Origin of the sequence: Paraburkholderia sp. RL18-085-BIA-A, assembly GCF_046027075.1 — a bacterium.
In the GTDB taxonomy this organism is placed as follows: Bacteria; Pseudomonadota; Gammaproteobacteria; order Burkholderiales; family Burkholderiaceae; genus Paraburkholderia.
This window is the reverse complement of record NZ_JARESU010000010.1, coordinates 100,706-118,594: the sequence shown is the minus strand read 5'-3', so window position 1 is coordinate 118,594 and position 17,889 is coordinate 100,706. Positions and strand designations below refer to the sequence as shown.

Here is a 17,889-nt window from a genome sequence, read left to right as displayed (position 1 = left end):
GAGTTCGTTCGGATTCGGCGGTTGACGCTCGCAATGCATGCCGCATCGCGGGAATCGTGCTTGTGAGGCATTGGCGAGGCATTGGACGCATGTCGACCCGAACGGACGGTGGGCCGGGCGCGACCTGATCGGCAGCTTTTAGCCATTCGGCGACGCCTGGTTTAGTGCGGCGCGGGTAGGCGTTTTCAATGGTTTCGATCGCACAGGTGTTGACTGCATGATTCAGGGAGGGGCGCCAGGACCGAGTTTCGCTAATAGTATGAAAAAAACTTCCCTCGGAGGTGAATTGACTGACTATTCTTGGTAAGGATAGAGGGATGGGAGGGAAACAGAAATGAAAACCTCAAGCACCCGAGCACTGGTCGGCAGCCTCTTCCTTCTCATTGTGGCCCTGTTCGTCACCCAGTTTTCCGGCTGCAGTGGGGATGAGTTGTCTAATCCAACTCAGCTCATTCGGCCTTTTGCACTCCGGTATGCCGATGGCTCCGTGGTATATCCGGTAGGCCAGCCCATCATTCCGAACGAGCCCAGTGTACGCGGACAGGCGGTTTCATACTCCGTTGAGCCCGCACTCCCACCCGGCCTGACGCTCGACCCTCACACGGGTGTCATTAGCGGGACTCCCTCTTCCGCTACTGTGGCGACCATTTACGTCGTGAAGGCCACGAATTCACAAGGGTCAGCTACCGGACGTCTCCAGATCGAGATATCTGACCACGTACTCGCCCCGGATGGCCTGAGCTATCCTGTCGTGTCTGCAATCTACGAGGCACACCAGGCGATCCTCCCGAACACGCCTGTCACTACTGGAGGGGCGATCACTGAGTTCACTGTTAATCCGGGCCTCCCATCGGGCCTTTCATTGAACCCTCAGACCGGTGTCATCAGTGGGACACCCTTGGTCGCCCAACCGGCAACGCAGTACACGGTAACCGGCGCCAATTCCGCGGGAAACGTTCAAACGAATATCTCCATTGCGGTTCAGCAACAGGTGGTGCCTCCCACAGAGCCTCCCTCATCGGCGGTGCCTCCCACAGAGCCTCCTCCCGTGCAGGTGGTGCCTCCTTCCACGGTTGCCTATACCGATGCTGTGTACGTCGTGGGTCAGCCCATTGTGCCTAATGTGCCGACGCTCACGGGTGGGGTGCCCACACAGTTCGCGGTCAGCCCGACCCTCCCTGCCGGTCTCGACCTCGATAACGTGACCGGTGCTATCACGGGTGTGCCGACTGCCCCGCAAGCCGCAACCCAGTACACGGTGACGGCGTCCAACCCGGCAGGTCAAGCCCAGACCACCCTGAGCCTGACTGTGACAGCTGCTGGTACGTGGACGCCTTCCGGCAGTCTGAATAATCCCCGCGTGACACATACAGCATCGCTGCGACTTGACGGCACAGTGCTGGTGGCAGGCGGCTTCAACACCGGCACCTCACGCGCCCCACAGATACTGGGCGCTGTGGAAAGCCGCACCCTGGCAGGAATTTGGCTCAATGCCCAGGCAATGAGAGCACAGCGCTTCCTGCACACGTCTACCACGCTTCAGGATGGCCGAGTGCTAGTCGTGGGTGGCGCGGGAGCCAGCGGCAGCGGAGTGACCTCGGTCGAAATCTTTGACACGCAATGGAGCATAGCGGCCCCCACAACAGTAGCCCACGTGAGTCACACCGCAACCCTTCTCAAGGATGGTCGGGTCCTTGTTGTAGGGGGGAACAATGGGAGCAGCACTACTACTGCCGTGGCTGAACTCTACAATCCCGGCACAGGCACCTGGACACAGGTTGCTTCCCTGAACACGGCCAGGGCCGCCCACACGGCAACCCTGCTTGCGGACGGCCGTGTTCTCGTCGCAGGTGGGGAAAACAACACTACTGGGAAACTGGCCTCTGCGGAAGTGTATGACCCGATCGCCAATACCTGGACGGCAGTACCCGACATGAGCCAGGATCGTGCATTCCACACGGCATCATTGCTCGCCGATGGCACCGTCCTGGTTGCGGGCGGCAGCTCCGGCGCTTCCGGATTCCCGACCAATCAGGTGGAGTTGTTCAACCCGCAGACCATGAGCTGGCAACCCATGCCGCCCATGGTGACCCGTCGTGACTCACACACCGCTACCGTCATGCAGAATGGCCAAGTCGTCGTTGTAGGTGGTTCAGACCCCATCTCCGGTGCCGTGCCGTCAGTGGAGATCTTCGACCCCGCCAGCGGACAATGGCTGGCTGCGGCCTCCATGGCAAACAGCCGCACCGCTCACACTGCGACGCTCCTGCCTGACGGCCGCCTGCTCGTCGTAGGTGGCAAGGGAGCCGATTTCCTTGCCAGTTCGGAAGTGTTCGACATTTCTCAGAGTGGCACGCAGGCCGCCGCAAACGTGGGCCCTTAAGGACGGTCTGCTCCGCGCAAAGTGATGCTGAAAAGCGTCGACGATTCAACGACGATCGAGATATGGACGCAATCAGCCAGATCCGTTGGTTGGGAGTAAGCGAACCCCCGTAGCAACCGGACGTTCCCGATCGCGTGGCCGCACACAGAGACGTGCGTCCGGTCGAGCCAGGACCCAACCCCCGTCGTTCACGCGGGGACCGATATCTGCCGAGGCCGACATTTAAATGTCCGCGTGGGAGCGCGAATGAACGACCGCAGATGGCCCGTGGGCATCTTGCGATCGTCAATTGTTCCGCACAGCAACTGTTGCATCGCCAGAGCCGAAATCGACCGCAGAATCCGGATATCCGTTTCGCTTCAGGTTTCAGAGGCTCACGCGTCAAACAAAAACAGGCGCCGTGACCACCATGGCGCCTGTCTTACACACCACCCCAAACCCTCACTTCGCCGCAGTCAACGAACTCAACGCCGCCTGCTTCAACTGCCCACCCTGAATCACCGCCGCAAGCGGATTGCCGATCACGAAGCCGCCGTGGTCATCCACACCCGTCACGCTTTGCGGATTGTTCTGCGGCGGCAGCGCCTTCACGGCCTTGTCGAACTGATTGCGGATCGCGGTCGCGTCGCTGACGCTGCCGGCCAGTTTCATCGCAAGCGCGGTCGCGTAGACCGCCGTGTAGTTCAGCGCCACTTCCTGGCTCGGATCGCGTCCGCCGTGAGTCTTGCGGAACCGTTCGACGAAGGCCTTCGCGTTCGGCGTCTGATCGTCGGCGAGCGGCAGCACGCCGATCGCGCCGTTCAGCGGCGCATAGCCGCTCGTCACCTTGGCCACCTCATCGAGCTTGGCCTGATCCATCACGATGAAGCCGCCCTTGAAGCCCAGTTCGCGCGCCTGCTGCGCGACCAGACCGGTCGGCTCGGACGGTCCGCCGATGAACAGCACATCCGGTTTGGCCGCGAGCACGCGGCTCACGCCGCTGTAGAAATCGGTGGCACGGTTATACGACATCGCGTTGTCGGCGACGACCGTGCCGCCGGCCGCTTCCCATGCGGGCTTGAACGCGGCAACCCAGACCTTGCCGTAGTCGGTGTCGGTGGCGGCCAGCGCGACCTTCTTGCCGTAGGTCGCCATTTCATACTTGATGAACGAGTTCAGATACGACGTGAACGCGGGCGGAATGCGCACGGTCAGCTTGTTGCCGCGTTCGCTGATCTGCGGGACGCTGGTGTATGACAGCAACAGCAGCTTCTGCTGCTCGTTGCTGGTCTGCACCGCGAAGCCGCCGCCCGAATGCGGTACGAGCACCACCGCAGCCTGCTGTTCCTGCGCGAGACGCCGCGCGTTGATCGCGGTTTCGCTGGGGTTGTACTTGTCGTCGAGCGGCACGATCTCGAACTTGATCTTCTTGCCGGCCACCTCGATGCCTGCCTGGTTGACATCGGCTGCGGCCATCTGCATGCCGTCGAGGACTTCCTGGCCGTACTTCGCCGCGCCACCGCTCAACGGGCCCGAGAAGCCGATGTGCACCACCTGCTGCGCCATCGCGGCGCCCGCGCTCATCAGCGCGGTCGTGGCGACGGCCGCAACCAGTCCGGCGCGACCGCACAAGCGTTTGATCGTCATATGTGTCTCCTTGAGAAGGTTCGAATGCTGGAATGCACCGCGCGGCAATGCGACGAATGCATCGAATGCATATAAAGCGTCAGCCGCCGACGTACGCGCGCCGGATCGCTTCGTTCTTCATCAGGCTCGCGTGATCGCCTTCTAGCACGATGCGGCCGTTCTCGATCACATACGCGCGGTGGGCGATCTTCAGCGCCGCGAACGCGTTCTGTTCGGCGAGCAGCACGGTCGTGCCCGCGCGGTTGATCTGCTGGATCACGTCGAACACCTGCTTGACCACCAGCGGCGCGAGTCCGAGCGACGGCTCGTCGAGCAGCAGCACCTTGGGCCGCGCCATCATCGCGCGGCCGATCGCGACCATCTGTTGCTGGCCGCCGGACAGCGACCCGGCCGCATGGTCCCGGCGCTCGGCGAGCAGCGGGAACAGCGCGAACACCTGGTCGAGATTGCGCTGATTGCCTACCTTGTCGCCGCGATGCACGTAAGCACCGAGCGTGAGGTTCTTCAGCACCGACATGCCGGGGAACAGCTTGCGTCCCTCGGGGCACTGGATCACGCCGCTGCGCACGATCTGCGCGGGCGTCATGCCGAGCAGCTCGCGATTGCCGAAGCGCAGGCTGCCGCCCGCCGCGCGGCGCAAACCGCTCGTCGCCAGAAAGATCGAGCTTTTGCCCGCGCCGTTGGCGCCGAGCAGCACGACCAGCTCGCCGTCGGCGGCGTGCAGATTGATGCCGTCCAGCGCGCGAAAACTGCCATAGTCGAGCGACACGTTGTCAAACTTCAGCATGCTCGCTCCCCAGGTAAGCGTCGATCACGGCCGGATTCGCGCGAATCTCGACGGGCGTGCCCGCGGCGATTTTCTTGCCGTAGTTCAGCACCATGATGCGGTCCGCGAGCTTCATAATCATGTTCATCTTGTGTTCGACGAGGCACACGGTCACGCCGTGTTTCACCAGCTTGCGGATCAGTTCGGCGAGGCCTTCGGTCTCTTCGGGATTCACGCCGCCGGCCGGTTCGTCGAGCAGCATCAGGCTCGGTCCGGTGGCGAGCGCGAGCGCGACGGCCGCTCGCTTGCGCTCTTCCTGCGAGATGTCGCCGGCCATTCTTGTAGCGATCGCGGACAGGCCGACGAAGTCGAGCGCCTCGCGCGCCTTGTCGCGGCACACGCGTTCCTCGTGCTTCAGTCGCTGCGAATGCGTGAGCACGTCCCACAGCCCCGAGCGCGTGCGCAGACGGTGGCCGACGATCAGGTTGTCCAGCACGCTGGCCCGGTCGAACAGCGCGGTGGACTGGAACGTGCGCGCGACGCCGAGGCGCGCCATCTGGTCGGCGCCGAGCTTCGTCACGTCCTGGCCTTTGAAGCGGATGCGGCCCGTGCTCGGCAGGTGAGTGCCGCTGATCAGATTGAAGAAGGTGGTCTTGCCCGCGCCGTTCGGCCCGATGATCGCGTTGATCTTGCCGGCTTCGATGTGCGTGCTGACGTCGTCGACCGCGACGAGGCCGCCGAAGCGTTTGCTGAGCGAATCGATTTCAAGCATGACCGTCGCCTCCCGTGGGTTGCGGCCGGCGCGCGGCCATGTCGCCCGAGGGCGCCGCGCGATGCGCGCGCCGGACCTTGCGCGCCTGATACAGACCGACGATCCCGTTGGGCAGAAAGATCACCAGCACGATCAGGATCGGCCCGAACACGACGAAGCGGTACTCCTGCAAAAACTGCAGATACTGCGTGAGCCACGGGATCATCAGCGCGCCGAGCAGCGGACCGGCGAGCGTGCCGATGCCGCCCACCAGCATGTACATGGTCATGTCGAACGTGTGTTCGACGCCCGCCAGATCCGGGCCGAGAAAGCGCACCGCGCCCGCGTACAGTCCACCCGCGAACCCCGCATAGACGACCGACAGCACGAAGGCCAGCACCTTGTTGCGCATCAGGTTGATGCCGAGCGATTGCGCGAGCCCGTCGCTATTGCGGATCGCCATGAAGGTCCGCCCGAGCAGCGAGTCGACGATGCGATGCATCAGCCATATGCCGAGCACGAGGAAAGCGAACACCAGGTAATAGAGCGCGCGCGGATTCTCGAATGAGACGAGGCCGAAGCCCGACGGCGCCGGAATGCCGATGATGTCCGCGACGCCATGCGTGAGCCCGTCCCACTTCTCGATCACGAGAAACATGATGTAGCCCACGCACAGCGTGAAGATCGAAAAGTAGTGACCGCGCAGCCGCAGCGATACGAGGCCGACCAGCGCGCCGAGCACCGCGACCACCACGCCGGACGCGATGAACGCGAGCCAGAACGGCACCTGATGATCGACGGTGAGAATGCCGACCGTGTACGCGCCCACCGCCATGAAACTGCCGTGCGCGAGATTGAACTGCCCGGTGTAGCCGGTGATCAGATTCAGCCCGACGGTAGCCAGCGCGAAGATATACGCGGTGGACATCACGGTCAGCATGTAGTCGTTGGTGGCGACGAACGGAAATGCCAGCCCGAGCACGAACAGCAGCGTCCACCCCGGTTTGCCCTCGAGTAATTTCATGATGCGCGCAGTTCCCTGGTGAAGAGCCCCTGAGGACGAACCGACAGAATCACCACCAGCAGCACGAACGCGATGATGTCCTTGTAGTCGGTCGAGATGTAGAACGCGCCGAAGCTCTCCGCCATGCCGATGATCAGCCCGCCGACGATCGCGCCCGGCACGCTGCCCATGCCGCCGAGAATGATGATGACGAAGGCCTTCAGGATCACCAGTTGGCCCATGGCCGGATAGACCAGGTTGATCGGCGCATAGAGCGTGGCGGCCACCGCCGCGAGCAGGCCCGAGATGCCGAAGGTGAGCATGGTCACCCGGTTCGCGTCGATGCCCATCAGCGACGCGCCTTCGCGGTCCTGCGCCATCGCCACGATGCTCGCGCCGATCACCGTGAACTTGAGGAACAGTTGCAGCAGTACGACCAGCGCGAACGCCGCGCCGATGATCAAGAGCCGCTGGAACGGCGCGCTCACGTTCCCCAGTTCGACGATGCCCGCGTAAGGCGTGGGCATGCGGTGAAAGCCGGCGCCCCAGATCGCTTGCGCGCCGGCTTCGAGAAACAGCAGCAGGCCGATCGCGGCGATCATCGGATGCAGTTCCGAGGACTTGCGCAATGGATGGAACACCAGCCGCTCGGCGAGGATGGCGAGCAGCGCAACCGCGAGGCCGGAGCCGATCATCGCCAGCCAGTAGTTGAGGCCGAGCCGGTTCATCAGGTAGAACGACACGAATGCGCCGACCATGTAGAACGCGCCGTGCGCGAAGTTCGGCACCGCGAGAATGCCGTAGACCAGCGTGAGGCCGAGCGCGACGAGGCTGTAGATGCCACCGAGCGTCAACCCGTTGAGGACCTGCTGCAAGAACATATCCACGCTTTGACACCTCCAGCCAGGCACACGGCGTGAGCACGGCCCCGGCTTCAGGGGATGCCGCGCGCCTGATTTGCGGACGGGACAACAGCCGCTGCTCGAACCAGACGACGGTTGCCGACGGTTGAAAACACGCCCAGGGGGCGCTGACTTTTTAGACGCGATGTGCGGTGGTGCGGGACAAATTTGGCACGGGCGTTCTCTTTTCGTCAATAGGGTTTTGCATTCGCTCGTTCTGCATTGCAGATTATTAGGGAAGTCACTGAGACGGAGGATGAGGTGCGTGGGAGGGTTGATGCGAGTTGCCTCAATGTTGGAAGAGGCGCGCGGGGATTTGCTTTCGGCGCATATCGACGTTCTGGAAAAGGGTTGCGGGAGAACCTTGGGCAATGCCGAGAGCGTGCTGGCCAATTTCTTTGAGCGCATGTCACGGTTCTGCCATGCAGAAGCTCAACCGGCTCGCCGCTTCACGCTTCGCCGCCCGCATCACGCGATGCGCCGCACGCGCGGCCCACCACGTGCCTCATGCGCTCGCCAGCAACTAGAACGTGTGGCGGATGCCGACGTTCGCGCCTGCCGTCGTGCCGGTCGGCAGATTCAGCGCGTTGTTGACCGAGAGTCCGTTGTGCATCGCGCCGTGATTGGTCACGAAGCCGACCTGCGCATACGTGATGGTGGCCTTCGACAGCGCATACGTCATCCCCGTCGATGCCAGCACCGAATTGTTCGACGAGTCGTTCCCGTCGCGCGTGACCCACACGCCCGCGTCGACGTTCAGCGCCGGTGTGATCCGGTAGCTCGCGCCACCCGAAAAGACGCGGCTGTTGAACGAGCCCGCGACCTTGTATTGCACATACGACGCTTTCACCGTCAGGTCGTTGAACACGTAGCTCGCACCGAGCGCGCGGCCGTTGAATTCGACCACGCTCGGCACCGGGATCGACGCGGCGCCGCCGCCCGCGTTGCCGCTATAGAGCGCGGCATCGAGGGTCAACGAACCGAGGTGGTAGCGCAGGCTCGCCGAGTACTGGCGGCCGGCCTGGAAGTCGCCCGCGGCGCCGCCGAGCGCCAGCAGCGCGCTGGCTTGCAGCCCGGCAATTTCCGGCGAGGTGTACGAGATGCCGTTGGGGTTGAAGAGGCCCGTAACAAAAACGTTGTTCAGGTAGGTGACGAGTCCGCTGCCGAAGTACGCCATCTCGCGCGGGTCGAAGTCGTAGACCGCAAGGAAGAACGGCGAGAACTGCAAGCCGGCCTTGACCGTGCCGAAGCGGCTTTCCACGCCGACATAGGCGAGGCGGCCGAACAGGTTGCCGTTCGAATTGCTGAACGCGCCGTTCGCGACGCTGAAGCCGCTTTCGAGCTGGAAGATCGCGCGCATGCCGCCGCCGAGATCTTCCGCGCCGCGCATCCCGAAGCGCGAGCCGGACATGCCACTGTCGGTGAACGAGTACTGATGACCGGCGCTCTCGCCGGTCGTGGTGTTGAGCGTTTTATTGGTGTAGAGCAGCGACGCGTCGACGATACCGTACAGCGTGACGCTGCTCTGCGCATGCGCGCTGTGGGCCGCGCCCAGCGCGCATACGCCCATCAATCCGAGAATGGCTCCAACCCGATTGCGATGACTTGCCGGCATGCTGCGTGTCTCCTTGTTTTTTGGATTCGACTGGGCAATCTGTTGCGAGCTGCGGTTTCAATGGACAACAGCACGCCCTCGCAATCTGATAAGGGATGCGAAATATCGGCGATGCTGGTTTGTACATCTGTTGAATGCGCCGCGCGCTCGTGTCTCCCTTCAAGCGGCGCCCCAGTGCTGCGACGCGCTCATTGCCTGGATATTCGCGCACTGAATGCAGGCGCAATTTGGCACGACCGTTCGTACTATGTCAACGGGGTAGATCACGATTCGGACTGCAATGCAGTCGAGAATAGGGAAAACACCTGGCGCACACCTTTGACGCTTATTTGTTTGGATAAGCGCTTGTAATAAAGGGAATAGTTGGGAAGGTGGCGTTTGGCGAAGGTGTTGTCGGGTATTTGGTAAGTTCTGCATTGCAGAACTTCTGCCGGGCAGGCAGTGCACGCCGAATAACACGACCAGGACCACTTCTTGCACATCGCAACTTGCAGTCTGCCGCCAATCTCGCGGCGATATATTCAATCAAGCAGAACGTCCAATCTGTTCAGTTGCGCTCGTCCGATTTGCCTGTAAGCTCTTGACGACGAGCCGTGCTCACGTTCGCGTCGCGGCTCGTCGTGGCGAACGGAGATTCGCAGTCAGGCTTCATTGCATTGTCAACTTTTCGCAAGGGATATCAGATATGAAGAGCTTTGCCATTAAACGAATCATGCTCGGGGTTTCGGTCCTAGCACTGGTGGCTGGTGGCATTCCGCTCGCCGCCGCACAGGACGCAAGCGAAGTCTCGGCTTCCCCTGCGGGCAAGACGGCGAGCGCTGCGAAACCGACCAAAGCAGAGCGCAAGGAGGCCCACAAGGAGGCCCGCGCGAAGAAGAACGCCGAGTTGAAGAAGCTCGAGGACGCAGGCTATCAACCGGCCGCGAATGACCCGAACTATCCGGCCAAGCTGCAGCAGGCGGAGAAGAAGGCCGGGGCCGGCGCGGCCGCAAGCCAGTAACCGTTGAGCGCGGAGGCCCGGCGCGCTGCCACCAGACTCAGCGCGCGCGCGCCGGGCGTTTCACGCGGCGTGTCGACGAACGCGTCGACATGCATCCTTCTTTGTCACTGCCGCGGATACATGGCTTAACTGTCCGCGCCCGGCGTTTTCCGCCCCGCGCGAGCCCCACTTGCTCTAACGCGACATCGGCGGCTGGCCTCGCCGGTACCTGCCAAACCCTTGTCCCACAACGCTCTTGCCATGCGCCGCCGCTTCGCGCGCCGCGCAGGTGTCGCATTTCCTCATGTGGTTGTCGCAAATAGTCGGCAACCCGCACTTTTTTCTGGCAACTATGTAGGCACAGCGCGGACGGACGTCTGCCCCCGTCAGCAACTAGCTTGCGTGGGACCGGAGTAAGTGCTTCGCATGGGACTGGAGTAAGTGCTTTGCATGGGACTGGAGTAAGTGCTAAAGCGCCAACTCCAGTCGACAGCTAAAGCGCCAACTCCGGTCGACAGCTAAAGCGCCAACTCCGGTCGACCGCAATGTCTTGCATGGGACCGGAGTAAGCGCTATGGGACCAGAGTAAGCGCTAAAGCGCCAACTCTGGTCGACACACCAACTCCGGTCGACAAAGGAGAGCATTCGATGGATTCCCCCAAAGTCGTGGTCGAAGGGCTATGCAAGGTGTTCGGCGCCAGCCCGCAACAGGCGGTCGCCATGCTGGCAGGCGGCGCGACGAAGGAGGACGTGTTCGCGCGCACCGGGCAGATCGTCGGCGTGCACAACGTGTCGTTCGAAGTAAAGGAGGGCGAGATCTTCGTGCTGATGGGCCTGTCCGGCTCCGGCAAGTCGACCCTGATTCGCCTGATCAATCGGCTCGTCGAGCCGACAGCCGGCAAGGTGCTGATCGACGGCCGCGATGTGGCCAGCGTGCCGCGCTCGGAATTGACGGCGCTGCGCCGCAAGGACATGAGCATGGTGTTCCAGTCGTTCGCGCTGATGCCTCAGCGAACGGTGCTGTCGAACGCGGCGTTCGGGCTCGAAGTGGCGGGAGTCGGTCGCAAGGAGCGCGAGAAACGCGCGCTCGCCGTGCTCGAACAGGTCGGCCTCGCACCGTTCGCGCAGAAGCTGCCCGCGCAACTGTCGGGCGGCATGCAGCAGCGCGTGGGCCTCGCGCGGGCGCTGGCGGTCAACCCGTCGCTGATGATCATGGACGAGGCGTTCTCCGCGCTCGATCCGCTCAAGCGCAAGGAAATGCAGAACGTGCTGCTCGAACTGCAACGCGAGCAGCAACGCACCATCCTGTTCGTGTCGCACGATCTGGAGGAGGCGATGCGCATCGGCACGCGCATCGCGATCATGGAAGGCGGCCGCGTGGTGCAGATCGGCACGCCGCAGCAAATCATCACGAATCCCGCCGACGATTACGTGCGGGCGTTCTTCGAAGGCATCGACACCAGCCGCTATCTGACCGCCGGAGATCTGATGCAGACCGACGCCGTGCCGTTGATGCAGCACTCGTCGCGGCTCGACGCATCGAGCGTCGCCGCCACCCTCAACGGCAGCGCCGACTACGCGTTCGTGCTGGACAGCGAGCGCAGGATTCGCGGCTTCGTGTGCCGGGATGCGCTCGGCAGCGCGTCGCCGCAGATCAACCAGATCGAATGCATCCGCCGCAGCACGCCGCTCGACGACGTAGTGGAGCGCGTGGTGGCGAGCCGCGCGCCGCTGCCGGTTGTCGAAGCGGACGGCTCCTACTGCGGGTCGGTCAACAAGACGAATGTGCTGCACGTTCTCACGCGCCATCGAGGTTCCCATGTCTGAAGTCATTCCACTTGGCGCCTGGGTCGATCACGGCGTTCACTATCTGCTCAACCACGACGCCAAAACATTCGACTCCATCGGCAAGGTCATCGAGAGTTTTGCGGCGATGGTCGAGCACGGTCTGCAAGCCGTGCCGATGTGGGCATTGATGGCGTTCTTCGTGGGCATCGGCTTGTGGCGGGTGGGCTGGCGCTTCGCGCTGTTCACGCTGCTGGCGCTGCTGCTGATCTACGGCACCGGCTTCTGGGATCAGATGGTGATCACGCTCGGCCTCACGCTGTCGTCGACGCTGATCAGCCTGCTGCTCGGCATCCCGCTCGGCATCTGGACCGCGAAGAGCCGCACCGTCGAGATGATCGTGCGCCCGGTGCTCGATCTGATGCAGACCATGCCCGCGTTCGTCTACCTGATTCCGGCCGCGATGCTGTTCGGCCTCGGCCGCGTGCCGGGCATTCTGTCGACGGTGATCTTCGCGATGCCGCCAGCCGTGCGGCTGACCTCGCTCGGCATCAAGCACGTGAACCGCGAGATCGTCGAGGCGGGCCAGGCGTTCGGCTGCACGCCGTGGCAACTGCTCTACAAGGTGCAGTTTCCGAACGCGCTGCCGTCGATCATGACCGGCGTGAACCAGACCATCATGATGGCGCTGTCGATGGTGATCATCGCTTCTATGGTCGGCGCGGGCGGTCTGGGCAACGACGTGCTGGCGAGCATTCAGCGACTCGATATCGGGCTCGGCTTCGAAAGCGGCCTCTCGGTGGTGATGCTCGCGATCATTCTCGACCGCATCACGGAGAGCTTCGGCCGCGCGCCGGGGATGGCGCGCGCGCCGTTGCTGTCGGGCCTGCGCAGCGTGATGAAAGTGCGCCGCGCGCCGGCCGCGCAGCACGGCTGAGCCGCCGATGAAGCGCGACGCGCTCACCGCAGCCGGACCCCAGGCCGATTCACCGCTGGCGGGGCTCGCGCACTTCGGCTTTCTGACGTTGCCGAACTTTTCGATGATCGCGTTCACCAGCGCGGTCGAGGTGCTGCGCATGGCCAACTATGTAGGCCGCGCGCAGCACTACCGCTGGTCGGTCATCACGCCGGACGGCGAGCCGGCGCGCGCGAGCAACGGCATCACCGTGAAGCCCACCACGACACTTGCCGAGGCCGGCATGCCGGATGTGCTGTTCGTCTGCGCCGGCTGGCACGTGCGCGATTACGTCGACCAGACGGTCATCGCGTTGTTGCGCGAGGTGGCCGCGCAGGGCGTTCCGCTCGGTGGCACCTGCACGGGACCGTATGCGCTGCTGGCCGCGGGCCTGCTCGACGGCTATCGCGCGACCGTGCATTGGGAGGACATGTCGCCGTTGCACCAGCGCTATCCGCACGTGCGTTTCGCCGACGAACTGTTCGTGATCGACCGTGACAGGATGACCTGCACCGGCGGCACCGCGCCGCTCGATCTGATGCTGAAGCTGGTCGGCCTGCGGCTGGGGCCCGCGGTGGCGGCGCAGGTGTCCGAGCAGTTCATCGTCGAGCGGATTCGCGGCTCGACCGACTATCAGCACATTCCCGTCGACGCGCGGGTCGGCTTCTCGCGCGCCGAGTTGATCGAAGTGGTGCGGCTGATGGAAGCGAATATCGAGGAGCCCTTATCGCTCGACGAACTCGCGCGGCTCGTGCAACTGTCGCAACGGCATTTGCAGCGTATGTTCAAGATGTTCCTGAGCGTGTCGCCGACGCACTACTATCTGACGCTGCGATTGCGGCGCGCGCGCGAATTGCTGCGCAACACGGATGCGTCGATTGCGCGGGTGACGGCCGTGTGCGGCTTTCATTCGCCGTGTCATTTCAGCAAGGCGTATCGCGCGCAGTTCGGCCATGCGCCGAGTGTGGAGCGGCGCTTGTCGGCGTGAGGCGAGGCAAGGCTCGCGCGCGTCAGATCGCCTGCGCCCGGCCCGGAAAAGTTTCGTCGTAACCCGAGCCGTCGTCCGTCTGCGCCGCCGTGCCGCGTTGCTCGCGATACATGACGGGCGGCAAGCCGAACTGCTTGCGGAATTCGCGGCCCATATGCGACGCGTCGGAAAAGCCGCAACTCGATGCGATGTCCGCGACCGTCTTGTCCGAACTCGTCAGCAGCCATGCGGCGGTGCGCAGGCGCACCTGCTTCGCGTAGGCCTGCGGCGCTTTGCCGGTTTGCGACTTGAAGAGCCGTTCGAGCTGGCGCGGCGACAGGTCGAGCTTGCGCGCCAGCTCGTCGAGCGGCAGCGAGCGGCCCACGTGCTGCTCCATCAGCAGGATCGCGCGCTTGACCTTCGGATGCGCGGCGGGCGCAAGGCCCGGCGGATGCGGCTGCGGCGCATTGCCTTTCTGCATGTCGTCGACCAGCAGGATGCGCAGCGCCTTCTGCACGGTGGCGGTTTCGAAATGACGCAGCAGGATCGCCGCCGCCACGTCGATCGACGCGCGTCCGCCAGAACACGTAATGCGCCGGCGGTCGATCACGAACAGCCGGTCCGCGACCAGCGCTTCCTCGTTCACCGACGGAAAGCGCTCGATGAAATCCCAGTAGTGAAACCAGCTCACGCAGATGCGATGGCCGTCGAGCACGCCCGCGCGCATCAGCGAGAATACGCCGGTGCACATGCCGACCAGCGTCGCGTCGGTGGCGGCGGCGCGGCGGATGAACGCGAGCGTCGCGTCGCTCGCGGCGGGCCCCGAATGCAGCAGGCCGCCGACCACCACCACGTAGTCGAACGGCTCGGCGTTGTCGAACGTCTCCCACGGCGTGATCTGGATGCCGCAGCTCGCCCGCACCGGCGCGAGGGTTTCCCCTAGCACGCTCCACGAACAGCGCACCGGCTTGCTGAAGTCGCCTTCGTCCGCCGACAGGCGCAGCAGGTCGACGAAGCCGGAGAACGCCGTCAGCGTGAAGTTCGGCAGCAGGATGATGCCGAAGCGGATGCGTTGCTTCGTGGCGCCGTCGACGGATTGAGGGGGAAGTGGTTCAGCGGAATTCATGCAGGCGGCCGGCAAGGAAAGGGGGAAATCGGGCAGGGCGGCGGGTTGAGACACGTTTCAAGCGGAGATCCAGCAGCGCGGCAGCGAGCCATGTCCATTCAGCGACGCCAACGCCACAGCCGCCACGCCAGCATCGCGAGCTGTAGCCGCGACGCCTGTCGCAAATGCGTCAGAACTCATCGCAAATGCGCCGCCACCCTTGGCCAGTGGGCCGCTTGACGCCACTATCCCACTGTCATGCCGTTTTTATTCTAGCGGTTCAAACCGCCGTGCGGTGCAATAGCGACACTTCCACTCGACGCACTCACGCACAAGGCACGCCATGAACGTCAGCGTCTTCGATCTGTTCAAGATCGGCATCGGTCCTTCAAGCTCGCACACGGTCGGGCCGATGATCGCCGCCTGCCGCTTCGCCTCGCATATCGAAGATGCGAACCTGCTCGGCTTCGTGCGGCGCGTGAAGGTCGATCTGTTCGGCTCGCTAAGCGCGACCGGCAAAGGGCACGGCACCGACAAGGCGCTTTTGCTCGGACTCGAAGGCAATCTGCCCGAACTGATGGAGCCGGATCTGATCGAGCCGCGCTTGCGGTCGATCCGCGAGACGAAGCAATTGGCGCTGCTCGGCAAGCATGCGATCGGCTTCGACGAGCGCGAGCACCTCGGCTTCTTTCGCAAGCTGATGCCGGGCGCGCCGGGCTCGGGCATCGTGCATCCGAACGGCATGCGCTTTCAGGCGTTCGACGAACACGGCCAGTTGCTGGTGGAGAAAGAGTATTACTCAATCGGCGGCGGCTTCGTCGTCAACCGCGAAGGCGATCGCGTGAACGGCCTGCGTGCCGGCGCGGAAGTGCCGCATCCGTTTCGCACCGGCGCAGACCTGATGCGCGTGTGCCGCGAAACCGGCCTGTCGATCGCGCAGGTGACATTGCGCAACGAATGCGCGGCGCGCACCGAGCCCGAAGTGCACGAAGGTCTGCTGGCGCTCTGGCGCGCGATGGCCGCCTGCGTCGAGCGCGGCTGCACGGTGCGCGGCGAGTTGCCCGGCCCGATGCACGTGAAGCGCCGCGCCGCCGATCTATGCGCGCAACTGCGCGCGCGCTCGGAAGAGTCGCTGCGCGATCCGTTGTCGATGCTCGACTGGATCAACCTGTACGCGATGGCCGTCAACGAGGAAAACGCCGCCGGCGGCCGGGTGGTGACCGCGCCGACCAACGGCGCCGCCGGTGTGATTCCGGCAGTGCTGCATTACTACGTGAAGTTCATGCATGCGTCGAGCGACGCGGGCATCGTCGACTTCCTGCTGACCGCCGCCGCGATCGGCGTCATCTACAAGGAAACCGCGTCGATCTCCGGCGCCGAAGTGGGCTGCCAGGGCGAGGTGGGCGTGGCATGCTCGATGGCCGCCGCGGCGCTCGCCGCCGTGATGGGCGGGACGCCCGCCCAGGTGGAGAACGCCGCCGAAATCGGCATGGAGCACAACCTCGGCATGACCTGCGATCCGGTAGGCGGGCTCGTGCAGATTCCGTGCATCGAGCGCAACGCGATGGGCGCGATCAAGGCGCTGAACGCGGCGCGCATGGCGATGAAGGGCGATGGTCAGCATTACGTGTCGCTCGACAACGTGATCAAGACGATGCGCGAAACCGGCGCCGACATGAAGACGAAATACAAGGAGACGTCACGCGGCGGGTTGGCCGTGAACGTCATCGAGTGTTGAGTCGCTACGAAGCACGTTACGACGTATCAAGCAGCAGTAAAGACAGCATTGACAAGGACCCACGATGAGCCGCTATTCGATATTCAGCCTGTTGCGCAACGGGATGTCGTATCACGAGAACTGGGAGCGACAGTGGAAAAGCCCCGAGCCCAAACGTGAATACGATGTCGTGATCGTCGGCGGCGGCGGGCATGGTCTCGCCACCGCGTACTACCTCGCGAAAGAGCATGGGGTGCGCAATGTCGCCGTGCTGGAGAAGGGCTGGATCGGCGGCGGCAACACGGCGCGCAATACGACCATCGTGCGCTCGAACTACCTGTGGGACGAATCGGCCGCGCTGTACGAGAAGGCGATGAAGCTGTGGGAAGGGCTCTCGCAGGATCTGAACTACAACGTGATGTTCAGCCAGCGCGGCGTGATGAATCTCGCGCACACGCTGCAGGACGTGCGCGACACCGAGCGCCGCGTGAACGCGAACCGCCTGAACGGCGTGGACGCCGAGTTTCTCACGCCCGCGCAGATCAAGGAGATCGAACCGACGATCAATCTGAACAGCCGCTATCCGGTGCTCGGCGCATCGATCCAGCGGCGCGGCGGCGTGGCCCGGCACGATGCGGTGGCCTGGGGTTTCGCGCGCGGCGCGGACCAGGCGGGTGTCGACATCGTGCAGAACTGCCAGGTGACCGGGATTCGCCGCGATGGCAGTCAGGTAGTTGGCGTGGATACCACGAAGGGTTTCATCAAGGCGAAGAAGGTCGCGGTGGTCGCGGCGGGCAACACCTCGACGCTTGCCGACATGGCGGGGATCCGCCTGCCGCTCGAAAGCCATCCGTTGCAGGCGCTGGTGTCCGAACCGATCAAGCCGGTCGTCAATACGGTGGTGATGTCGAACGCGGTGCACGCGTACATCAGCCAGTCCGACAAGGGCGATCTCGTGATCGGCGCGGGCGTCGATCAGTACACGGGGTTCGGTCAGCGCGGCAGTTTCCACATCATCGAAGGCACGCTCGAAGCGATCGTCGAAATGTTTCCGGTGTTTTCGCGGGTGCGGATGAACCGGCAGTGGGGCGGCATCGTCGACGTGTCGCCGGACGCGTGCCCGATCATCAGCAAGACCGATGTGAAGGGGCTCTACTTCAATTGCGGCTGGGGGACGGGTGGCTTCAAGGCGACGCCGGGTTCGGGCTGGGCCTATGCGCACACCATCGCGAGGGATGAACCGCATCTGTTAAACGCGCCGTTCTCGCTGGAGCGTTTCTATACCGGCCACCTTATCGACGAGCACGGCGCCGCCGCTGTCGCCCACTAACGGAG

14 protein-coding genes are annotated in these 17,889 nt (G+C 63.7%); 7 read left to right on the top strand and 7 right to left on the bottom strand.

The window, feature by feature from the left end; all coding sequences use genetic code 11:
• Positions 1-334 precede the first annotated feature (334 nt).
• Positions 335-2,383 (top strand): putative Ig domain-containing protein, encoded by a 2,049-nt coding sequence (locus P0D89_RS09915; RefSeq protein WP_408376460.1) that lies wholly within the window; start codon positions 335-337, stop codon positions 2,381-2,383.
• Positions 2,384-2,824: 441 nt separating this feature from the next.
• On the opposite strand, the gene P0D89_RS09910 is transcribed toward P0D89_RS09915, so the two are convergent.
• From P0D89_RS09910 to P0D89_RS09885, 6 genes are all read right to left on the bottom strand, one after another.
• Positions 2,825-4,009, bottom strand: a complete 1,185-nt coding sequence (locus tag P0D89_RS09910) for an ABC transporter substrate-binding protein (protein WP_408376459.1) — start codon at positions 4,007-4,009, stop codon at positions 2,825-2,827.
• A gap of 79 nt (positions 4,010-4,088) precedes the next feature.
• Positions 4,089-4,796, bottom strand: a complete 708-nt coding sequence (locus P0D89_RS09905) for an ABC transporter ATP-binding protein (RefSeq protein WP_408376458.1) — start codon at positions 4,794-4,796, stop codon at positions 4,089-4,091.
• Positions 4,783-5,547 (bottom strand): ABC transporter ATP-binding protein, encoded by a 765-nt coding sequence (locus tag P0D89_RS09900; RefSeq protein WP_408376457.1) that lies wholly within the window; start codon positions 5,545-5,547, stop codon positions 4,783-4,785. The genes P0D89_RS09905 and P0D89_RS09900 overlap by 14 nt, the downstream gene beginning before the upstream one ends.
• Positions 5,540-6,550 (bottom strand): branched-chain amino acid ABC transporter permease, encoded by a 1,011-nt coding sequence (locus P0D89_RS09895; protein ID WP_408376456.1) that lies wholly within the window; start codon positions 6,548-6,550, stop codon positions 5,540-5,542. Before P0D89_RS09895 ends, P0D89_RS09900 begins: the two co-directional genes overlap by 8 nt.
• Positions 6,547-7,410 (bottom strand): branched-chain amino acid ABC transporter permease, encoded by an 864-nt coding sequence (locus tag P0D89_RS09890; RefSeq protein WP_408376505.1) that lies wholly within the window; start codon positions 7,408-7,410, stop codon positions 6,547-6,549. Before P0D89_RS09890 ends, P0D89_RS09895 begins: the two co-directional genes overlap by 4 nt.
• Positions 7,411-7,954: 544 nt before the next feature.
• Positions 7,955-9,046 (bottom strand): porin, encoded by a 1,092-nt coding sequence (locus P0D89_RS09885; RefSeq protein ID WP_408376455.1) that lies wholly within the window; start codon positions 9,044-9,046, stop codon positions 7,955-7,957.
• Between the two features lie 685 nt (positions 9,047-9,731).
• On the opposite strand from P0D89_RS09885, the gene P0D89_RS09880 reads away from it, so the two are divergent.
• The 4 genes from P0D89_RS09880 (at position 9,732) to P0D89_RS09865 (ending at position 13,753) form a co-directional block, all read left to right on the top strand.
• Positions 9,732-10,046 carry a hypothetical protein gene (locus tag P0D89_RS09880; RefSeq protein WP_408376454.1) on the top strand — a complete coding sequence of 105 codons (315 nt, stop codon included), beginning with the start codon at positions 9,732-9,734 and terminating at the stop codon, positions 10,044-10,046.
• A gap of 627 nt (positions 10,047-10,673) precedes the next feature.
• The gene (locus P0D89_RS09875) at positions 10,674-11,852 is read left to right on the top strand and encodes a quaternary amine ABC transporter ATP-binding protein (RefSeq protein WP_408376453.1); all 1,179 of its coding nucleotides are present in this window, start codon (positions 10,674-10,676) and stop codon (positions 11,850-11,852) included.
• Complete coding sequence (gene choW / locus P0D89_RS09870) at positions 11,845-12,747, top strand: choline ABC transporter permease subunit (RefSeq protein WP_408357544.1); 903 nt, start codon at positions 11,845-11,847, stop codon at positions 12,745-12,747. Before P0D89_RS09875 ends, choW begins: the two co-directional genes overlap by 8 nt.
• 7 nt (positions 12,748-12,754) lie before the next feature.
• The gene (locus P0D89_RS09865) at positions 12,755-13,753 is read left to right on the top strand and encodes a GlxA family transcriptional regulator (RefSeq protein WP_408376452.1); all 999 of its coding nucleotides are present in this window, start codon (positions 12,755-12,757) and stop codon (positions 13,751-13,753) included.
• A 22-nt stretch (positions 13,754-13,775) separates the two neighbouring features.
• Here P0D89_RS09865 and P0D89_RS09860 read toward each other — a convergent pair whose 3' ends face one another.
• The gene (locus P0D89_RS09860; RefSeq protein WP_408376451.1) at positions 13,776-14,858 is read right to left on the bottom strand and encodes a GlxA family transcriptional regulator; all 1,083 of its coding nucleotides are present in this window, start codon (positions 14,856-14,858) and stop codon (positions 13,776-13,778) included.
• A 322-nt stretch (positions 14,859-15,180) separates the two neighbouring features.
• Here P0D89_RS09860 and P0D89_RS09855 point away from each other — a divergent pair, with 322 nt between their 5' ends.
• Together P0D89_RS09855 and P0D89_RS09850 are read left to right on the top strand one after the other, a co-directional pair.
• On the top strand, positions 15,181-16,575 hold the full coding sequence (locus P0D89_RS09855) for an L-serine ammonia-lyase (RefSeq protein WP_408376450.1): 1,395 nt from the start codon (positions 15,181-15,183) through the stop codon (positions 16,573-16,575).
• Between the two features lie 64 nt (positions 16,576-16,639).
• Positions 16,640-17,884, top strand: a complete 1,245-nt coding sequence (locus P0D89_RS09850) for a sarcosine oxidase subunit beta family protein (RefSeq protein ID WP_408376449.1) — start codon at positions 16,640-16,642, stop codon at positions 17,882-17,884.
• Positions 17,885-17,889: the final 5 nt, after the last annotated feature.